Here is an 8,339-nt window from a genome sequence, read left to right as displayed (position 1 = left end):
CGCAGATTCTTAGCGTAGACAAAACACGGAGACTCCTACGGGAAGAGCGCGAGCTGAAGATCCCACAGGAAAGCGTTCTTTGCTTTCCGAGGAAGCTGAGGCCGTGCCCGTGGAAAGCGAAGTGTTTTGACGGAGCGGTCATTCGCTCTTTTTTTGGCACACAAAAATTCCGAATTGATTTGAACAAATCGTTCGGAATTTTTGCGTTTCATTCAGTTTTGTCCCAGCCTCTTTCATTATTTTATCGGGAATGAACCGGCAGTGGTGCATGTTCGGAAATAAAACCTCTGTTTACTAGCTCATCCCAGAATTCTTTCGGAATATCTCGCTGGATCATTGCCAGATCCTCTTTGATACGATCCGGACGTGTCGACCCAGGAATCACCGATTTCACGGCAGGATGGGCAGTAGAAAATTGCAACGCTGCCGCTTTTAACGGTACATCGTATTTCTGGCCAATCTCTTTCAATTGATTGACGCGTCCAATAATCTCGGCATTTGCTTTTTCATAATTGTAATGATCGCCGCCAAGTAAGACACCGGAGTTATACGGGCTTCCAACGACAATGTCGACATCCTTTTCTTCCGCCGACTTCATCATGCGCTCTAAGGCACGGTCGTGATTAAGCAGCGTATACTGCGTCGCTGATAAACAGATATCCGGACGCATTTCCTCAAGCTCCATCGAGATCTCGATCGGTTCTGTTGTGTTGACGCCAAGTCCCCAGCCGCGAATTACACCTTCTTCACGCAGTTGAGAAAGGACACGAAAGGCGCCTTTTCTAGCTTCATCGAATTTGGCGACCCACTCGTCACCGTGAAAATCAGGCGATACGTCATGGACAAAGACCATATCCAAACGGTCGGTTTTCAATCGTTCAAGACTCTGCTCGATCGACCGCTTCGTTGCATCTTCCGTGTAATCGGTAATGACCTTATTGTTGCGGGCATATTGGAATAAGCCTTCTTTATCTTCCGTTTCCTCAGTCACATAGCGGCCGACTTTCGTACTCAACACATAGTCATCACGGTTGTATTGAGATAACACATCACCGACGCGCATCTCTGCTAACCCTGCCCCATAAAAAGGAGCGGTATCAAAATAACGGACGCCCTGGTCCCAGGCGGTTTGAATCGTATTTCTCGCTTCGTCTTCGGGTACTTCTCTGAACATATTTCCTAACGGCGCTGTACCTAGTCCAACTCTATGTTTTAAAGCATCTTCAAGAGACTTCATCTGATTGATTCCTCCTTAGTTCGAATCATATAGTTGTATTGCCAACTAAAAAGAAAATCAAACATGACAGCCTACTGCCAAACCTCTTCGGCAATTTTCACGACATGGCGGATTTTTTCCCACTGCTCTTCTTCGGTGATCTTGTTGCCTTCTTCCGTTGAAGCAAATCCACACTGCGGACTCAGACAAAGCTGACTCACCGGTACAAAATCGGACGCTTCCAAAATGCGGTTTTTCACGTGATCCGGATCTTCAAGCTCGCCGAATTTCGATGTGATCAATCCAAGGACAATGGAAAGGTCGTTCCGGTTCACGTGACGAAGCGGCTCAAAACCACCGGAGCGCTCATCATCAAACTCCAGGAAAAGTCCATCGACTTCAAGTCCGCCAAAAATCGTTTTCGATACAGCCTCATAGCTGCCGCTTGTCATGAAGGTCGACTGGAAATTGCCACGGCAAATATGCATCGTCACAACCATATCCTCCGGTCGTTTCGCAATGGATTCGTTCACAGCACGTGCGCATAATTCAGCGACTTCGTCCGGGTCCTGTCCTTTTTCATCAATCGACGCGCGTCCTTCCTCGGAAAAGAATGTCGCCCATGACGTATCATCGAGCTGCAGGTAACGGCAGCCTTCCTCATAGATTTTTTCTATAAACCCTTGATAAGCAGCAACTAAGTCTTTCAAGAGATCTTCTTGATGTTCATAGACGCCTTCATCTATCTTCGCGCGAAACAACAGCATATTCGGACTTGGAATGGTCAGCTTCGCCACTGCATCGCCTGCAATCTCTTTCAGGAACCGGAAGTGCTCAATCATGTAATGATCGGAAAACCCAACTTTCCCGGTCACTTTGATGCCGCGGGCTTTTGTTTCCACCCCATCAAACTGTAACCCTTGATCTGCGTCATACCCCTCAACACCATCCAGGCCTTCAAGAAAATCAAAGTGCCACCAGCTCCGGCGGAAATCGCCATCGGTCACGGCTTTAAGCCCAGCGTTCTTCTGTTTTTCTACCAGTTTATAAATCTCTTCATCTTCAATTTTCTTTAAGTCTTGATCCGTAATCTCGCCCTTCGCCCTTTGCGCACGCGCTTCCTTCAAGCGTTCCGGCCGTAAAAAGCTTCCGACATGATCTCCTTTAAATGGTGCGCGCTTCACTTCTGTTGAAATAGTCATCGTATATTTCCTCTCCCTTTTATGTATTTAAAAATGTAAAAAGCCCCTCTTCTCAATAAGAAGAGGGGCTGAAAATCGCAACGAATCATTTCTCTTCTTATCTTTAAGCCGAATAGCTTCTGGAATTAGCACAGTACTTTAGAGAGTCTGCTGCTAAGGTTTCGTCGGGCCAGTCCCTCCACCTTTCTCGATAAGAAATATTTATTTAACTGTTATGAATCACTATACAGGAAGAACCCAAAATGTGGCAAGGGGAAGACCTCTCTTTTTCTAGTTCACTCGTTTCTTTGAAACAGCTCTAGCTCTTCCCCGATCTTTGATTCCCCGTCGCCTTGGTCATACTTTTCCCCGTCTATCCTTTTTCTGTTTTCAGTATGTAATCCCGGCCTTATACCAACTTCTCTTTCTCGTTTAACCACTGCTCTTTATAAGATTTATTTATAAAAAAATAACCTTCAATCTAAGGATAGATTAAAGGCTTTGATCATGCTAATTGATTGTGAGAGTTAGTGACTTTCATCATTTTCAGGTGAAAACCTCACTCATATAATTTCTCTTTTTAACTATAAATTCCTTCTCTTTCTTCCTTTTCATTAAGCCCTAGCGTATCAGCCGTTGACGATTTAATCTCATCAATCATATGCGGATTCTGCATCAGCGACAAGCCATAGGAAGGAATCATATCGATCAGCTTAGACTCCCACTCTTTGATATGCTGAGGGAAGCAATTTTCCAAGACTTCGAGCATTACGTTCACAGCAGTAGACGCTCCTGGTGAAGCACCAAGCAAGGCAGCAATGGATCCATCCTCTGAACTGACTACTTCTGTACCAAACTGAAGCGTTCCCTTTCCGCCTTCTTTTGTATCTTTAATCACTTGCACACGTTGACCCGCCACGACTAAATCCCAATCCTCACTTTTAGCTTCAGGGATAAATTCGCGGATCGCTTCCATGCGCTGTTCCTTCGATTGTAAGACTTGCTTGATCAAGTATTTCGTTAGCGGCATCTGTTTAAGACCTGCCCCTGCCATCGTCAGAAGGTTATCCGATTTCACTGAAGTAATCAGGTCCATCAAGGAACCTTCTTTTAAGAACTTAGGCGAGAATCCGGCAAACGGTCCGAACAGTAATGATTTTTTGCCATCAATATATCTCGTATCCAGATGCGGAACAGACATTGGAGGAGCGCCGACTGGGGCTTTTCCGTACACTTTCGCCTCATGCTGCTCAATGACTTCCGGGTTATTACAGACCATAAACTGTCCGCTTACCGGGAAGCCGCCAATTCCTTTTCCTTCTGGAATTCCGGATTTCTGCAGTAAGTGCAGGGCTCCGCCACCGCCGCCGATAAAGACAAAGTCGCCCGTCTGGCATTCGATTTTACCCTCTTTCGTATCGCGAACCGTCACTTCCCAAGCGCCGTCTTTATTGCGCTTAATACCTTCTACACTATGATTATAGTTAACTTCAACACTACTGTTTTCCAGATTATCAAATAACTTACGGGTTAACGCGCCAAAGTTCACATCTGTTCCCGTATCCATTTTTGTCGCCGCAATCGGATCTTTCGTTTGGCGGTTTTTCATAATCAATGGAATCCACTCTGCAAGCTTTTCAGGGTCCTCAGAAAATTCCATCCCTTTAAACAAAGGATTGTTGGACATCGCTTCAAAGCGTTTTTTGAGGAAATTTACATTGTCTTCCCCGTGGACCAAGCTCATATGTGGCAGAGGTCTGATAAATTCTTTCGGATTCTTCAGCTTGTTGTTCGTAACTAAATAAGACCAGAACTGTCTCGAAACCTGAAACTGTTCGTTAATTTTAATGGCTTTACTTAAATCAATTGATCCATCAGGCTTTTCTTTCGTGTAGTTCAGCTCACACAAAGCGGCATGCCCTGTTCCTGCATTGTTCCACTCGTTAGAGCTTTCTTCTCCTGATTTTCCTAGCTTTTCATATACTTTAATATTCCAGTCAGGTACTAATTCTTTCAGAAGCGACCCTAAAGTCGCACTCATGATTCCAGCGCCGATTAAGATCACGTCTGTCTTCATTTCTCTGCTGCTCATTTTTACCATCCTTATTATTGGAGTTTGTAGAAAGGTGGAATGATTATTTGGACACACCTCTCCTATTCTTTATATACCCACTATTCCTATGATAACGCTTTATAGATTAAAAAGTCACGCTTCTCTTACAATTATACACCATTTAACGATGGAAAAAAAAGAGAGTCATAGTCTGATAACCGTAATCACAGGTCAGCGCGCCTGCTTCAAGTGAAACTCCGTAATCTCAGGAAAATTATTTAAACGCAGAGGCACAAGACTTGATCCAATCCCCCTATTCACATAAAGCTGGTTTCCTTCCGCACCATAGTTACTTGCGACCCATCCATCAACATGAGCTTCTCCTTTGGCAACTAAATCTTTCCATGACCAATGAGGGGTAAAGGGAATCCTGAACTGCCCGCCATGGGTATGACCCGCGACCGACGCCTCCGCTTGCTGAGCCGGTATATGACTAAATGTATTAGGATTATGCATGATCACAAAACGTGCATCTTCCTCCCCAACCTTGTCAAACGCCTCTGGAACATTGTCTTCTTCTGGCCAGCGTGCACCAATCCCTACCAGGTGTAAGGGTTGGTCTGTCTCTTTTATTTTCAAAGGAGCAGATGCATTGTGCAACACATTGATGCCAGCCCCTTCTAATTCATTTTTGACTCGTTCCGCCATTTCCATATCAGGCTTTGCCTTTTTGCTGCTCATGTTATAGTCATGATTTCCACGGACAGCGTAAACCGGAATACCACTTTCAATCAGAGGTTCTAAATAAGAAAGCACTTTTTCCATTTCTTCATGACGGTTTTCGACCGAATGATAAACGTAGTCGCCGAGCAGCAAGACGGCCTCAGGAGATCGGCTAAGCACTTCATCCACGATATCTTCAAGGTTTGTAGAGTTATCCATCCACATTCCGACTTGGAAATCCCCGATAGCAATCAGGTTCTTCCCTTCCCATTCAGGAGGGAGATTGTCAATGCTCACGGTTTCTTCTTCTACATCCATTAGATAAGGCTCAATCTTCCCCCAAACAAGAAGCGAAACAAGGATGCCTGACGTAATCAGTAAGATGATCTTTCTCTTTTGCTTCATTTCTTTGTCCCCTCTCTACACATTTCAACTTCAATAAGGCATACCCGTCTTCTCCCATCCATAAGGAGAAAACGGAATTTCATGTTGGAATAAAAAACTTACTTCGCACGTGTGATTTCTTCATCAGATCTATGTGGTTTTTTATTCTTATACTTCATAGTCACCTCAAGACCTGTAATACATAGAGCTAACCAAACGCACCCTAGAAAAAATCCAGTGATAACATCTGAAAAAAAGTGAACGCCTAAATAGACGCGGCTAAGGCTGATACCAACAATGATGGCTACAAGAACAGCATTCACCGTTATTTTCCATTTTCGACCTAAACGAGTAGCTCCAAGTACATACATCATAAATCCATAAAATACTACAGCTGCTGAGGTATGGCCGCTGGGGAAACTGGAACTCGTTCCGTGGAAGTCTCCAAGGAATTCCGGCCGGGCTCTTGACGTAGTCATTTTTAATAATTTCGTTATGATACTGACCCCTGCCATTCCCACGGCGAAATACAAAGCAAGCCACCTGCTGAAGGGCGATAAGAATAGAAAATAAATAACCACAAGAAAGGAGGCCGTGGCGACTACCGGAACCGAACCAAGTTTACTGAGCCACTGGAAAATCAGTTCTTTCCCGTCAGGAGAAGTCGACCGGACGATTTCAAAAATGGCACGATCAATACTAAGTTTCTGCTGGCTCATCACCTTCCACGTAATGCTGATGGAATACACCAGACCTGCAAGCAGGATGAGAAGACTGAATAGAAGCATTCCCAGCTTACTTTTGTCTAAATCTGAAAGCTTTTTATCATAGAAAAACATTTTCGTTTATCTCTCCTTTTAGTTAGTTGCTTTTAAAAGTTAAAGTTCTGAATTCATTTATTTAAACACCTGTCCGGACTCTAAGAAAACGACTTTTAAAAAAATTCAGTTATCCACCGTTTTATTTGGAGCGCAGGGAAAAACCTGAAAAAACAGTTCTTTCAGGCAGATGAATCTTTCGGATTATAGACTAATTTCCTTTTTGCCAGTAAATAAAACAACTGTTTTACAAAAACATTACAAGAATCCAAACTCAATGTGCTATTCTCCACAGATGGATAGACTCCAGGAAAGCAAGGGGAGGGTTCTTCTGCCTCCTCGTTAAAAAGATACGTTATATGAGGTTGTGGCTGTAATACACCTGGGCACGATTTTCCTCCACAACAAAAGCCCTATCCGTTTAAGCAGGAAAGGGCTTTTGTTGTTCCTTTCATCCAATTTGATGATAGGATCGAGATGATAGTCAGTCGCTTTCAACCATAATTCTTCCACCTCAGCACAACTCAATTCGCTTAGTACGTGCAGGAAGTATTTAATCAATAGGAAGCAAAATAAAGCCCTGATCCCTCATGGACCAGAGCTTCAGGATTTCTATACTCATTACAAAAGCAAAAGAGTCAATCCAGGCGCCAGTATCGATACGATCACCGCACTCAAAATCATAGCGACCGTACTGATCGACCCTTCCAGCGTATCCCGCTCCATCGAAGTAGCCGTTCCGATCGCATGGGAAGCACTTCCCATCCCGACGCCGCGGCCAATCCGGTGGGTCAGGCCACTGTAGCGCATCACAAAGGGGTGAATCAACATGCCGCCGATTCCGGCAATCATCACAAATACAGCAGTAAGCGGCATCACCCCGCCTGTCGATTCGGAAATCGACATCGCGACAGGGGTCGTGACCGATTTTGGCACAATCGAGTGGATGATCAGGCTGCTGAACCCTGCCCATTTACTAAGCAACAGTCCGGAACCGATTCCAATGACCGCGCCGACCGTCGTTCCTGTCACAATCGGAACGAGCATCTGTTTCAAAATCCCTCGATACTGATAAAGCGGATAAGCGAGCGCCACAACCGCTGGCCCAAGCAAACGATCAATCCACTTGCCACCCATCATATACGTTTCATAAGGAACATGAAAAAGCAGCAGGAAAACGATAATCACAACAGTTGAGACAATCACAGGAGTTGTGTAGATGCGGCGATGCTTTCGGTAAAGGCGAAGAGATGCGATGTAGGCAGCAATTGTGAACACCACCATAAATAAGGCTAACAACATATGATTCAAGCTTCTTCCCTCCTTTTCACCATCCACTGGGTGACAAGTCCAGCCAGTGCCATAACGAGCGCCGTGCTTAAGAGACCGATTCCAATCAGCAGCACACCCTTGCCTTTAAACACATACGCATAGCTGATCACGCCGACCGTCGCTGGTATGAAAAAGAAAGGCAGGTGGCGAATCATAAATGTAATTCCTCTTTGCAAGATCCATTCCGGCACCACTTTAAAAGAGAGTATCGTAAACAGGAGGATCATTCCGATCACACTGCCAGGAATGAAAAGATCAAACAGATTCTGTATCCCTTTTCCGATTAAATAAATACCATACAACATGGCAATTTGTATGGGGATAATTATTCCGTTATGCAACATGAATCCTTCTTTCTATTGAAAATGCCATGTAGACATCTCTATTTTTATTCCTTCATTATGATAACTCTATTTCCACTAGATTTACAGGGATTAATATCGTGATTAAACCCTTGGGGGAGAAGTAGTTTAGAGCTATCCTAATAGAAAACGATTACATGTTTTTTAAAATAAAATTATCTCCTGCCTCTATCGCAATCTCGTCAGTACCTTTCTAAAGGAATACGAAAGTACACAAAAAAAGTTGCTCCCGATCCAGAGAGCAACCTTTTTTCCTTTATTCTTTTTTCT

General features: G+C 44.2%; 7 protein-coding genes and 1 riboswitch. All 7 genes read right to left on the bottom strand.

Annotation, left to right across the window (positions count from 1 at the left end; genetic code table 11):
- Positions 1-241 precede the first annotated feature (241 nt).
- The 7 genes from LD39_RS08295 to LD39_RS08265 all read right to left on the bottom strand — a co-directional run bounded on the left by LD39_RS08295 (position 242) and on the right by LD39_RS08265 (position 8,048).
- Positions 242-1,237 carry an aldo/keto reductase gene (locus tag LD39_RS08295; RefSeq protein WP_035545101.1) on the bottom strand — a complete coding sequence of 332 codons (996 nt, stop codon included), beginning with the start codon at positions 1,235-1,237 and terminating at the stop codon, positions 242-244.
- 71 nt (positions 1,238-1,308) lie between these two features.
- On the bottom strand, positions 1,309-2,418 hold the full coding sequence (locus LD39_RS08290) for a 5-methyltetrahydropteroyltriglutamate--homocysteine S-methyltransferase (protein WP_035545098.1): 1,110 nt from the start codon (positions 2,416-2,418) through the stop codon (positions 1,309-1,311).
- A 94-nt stretch (positions 2,419-2,512) separates the two neighbouring features.
- A riboswitch (SAM riboswitch) is annotated at positions 2,513-2,615 on the bottom strand.
- 362 nt (positions 2,616-2,977) lie between these two features.
- Positions 2,978-4,489 (bottom strand): malate:quinone oxidoreductase, encoded by a 1,512-nt coding sequence (locus LD39_RS08285; RefSeq protein ID WP_035545097.1) that lies wholly within the window; start codon positions 4,487-4,489, stop codon positions 2,978-2,980.
- A gap of 192 nt (positions 4,490-4,681) precedes the next feature.
- Entirely contained in the window at positions 4,682-5,578 is an 897-nt protein-coding gene (locus tag LD39_RS08280; protein ID WP_035545095.1) for a metallophosphoesterase, read from the bottom strand.
- Positions 5,579-5,676: 98 nt separating this feature from the next.
- Positions 5,677-6,396: a phosphatase PAP2 family protein gene (locus LD39_RS08275; RefSeq protein ID WP_052158778.1), complete on the bottom strand. Its 720-nt coding sequence runs from the start codon at positions 6,394-6,396 to the stop codon at positions 5,677-5,679.
- 600 nt (positions 6,397-6,996) lie between these two features.
- Positions 6,997-7,686, bottom strand: a complete 690-nt coding sequence (locus LD39_RS08270) for an LrgB family protein (RefSeq protein ID WP_035545091.1) — start codon at positions 7,684-7,686, stop codon at positions 6,997-6,999.
- Positions 7,683-8,048, bottom strand: a complete 366-nt coding sequence (locus LD39_RS08265; protein WP_231572540.1) for a CidA/LrgA family protein — start codon at positions 8,046-8,048, stop codon at positions 7,683-7,685. Before LD39_RS08265 ends, LD39_RS08270 begins: the two co-directional genes overlap by 4 nt.
- Between the last annotated feature and the right edge of the window lie 291 nt (positions 8,049-8,339).

The organism is Halobacillus sp. BBL2006, from assembly GCF_000786645.1.
GTDB lineage: Bacteria > Bacillota > Bacilli > Bacillales > Halobacillaceae > Halobacillus.
This window is presented reverse-complemented; position numbering and strand designations above follow the sequence as displayed.

Coding starts and splice junctions, on each gene's coding strand:
- LD39_RS08295 (WP_035545101.1), bottom strand. CDS start 1,237: ATGAAGTCTCTTGAAGATGCTTTAAAACATAGAGTTGGACTAGGTACA.
- LD39_RS08290 (WP_035545098.1), bottom strand. CDS start 2,418: ATGACTATTTCAACAGAAGTGAAGCGCGCACCATTTAAAGGAGATCAT.
- LD39_RS08285 (WP_035545097.1), bottom strand. CDS start 4,489: ATGAGCAGCAGAGAAATGAAGACAGACGTGATCTTAATCGGCGCTGGA.
- LD39_RS08280 (WP_035545095.1), bottom strand. CDS start 5,578: ATGAAGCAAAAGAGAAAGATCATCTTACTGATTACGTCAGGCATCCTT.
- LD39_RS08275 (WP_052158778.1), bottom strand. CDS start 6,396: ATGTTTTTCTATGATAAAAAGCTTTCAGATTTAGACAAAAGTAAGCTG.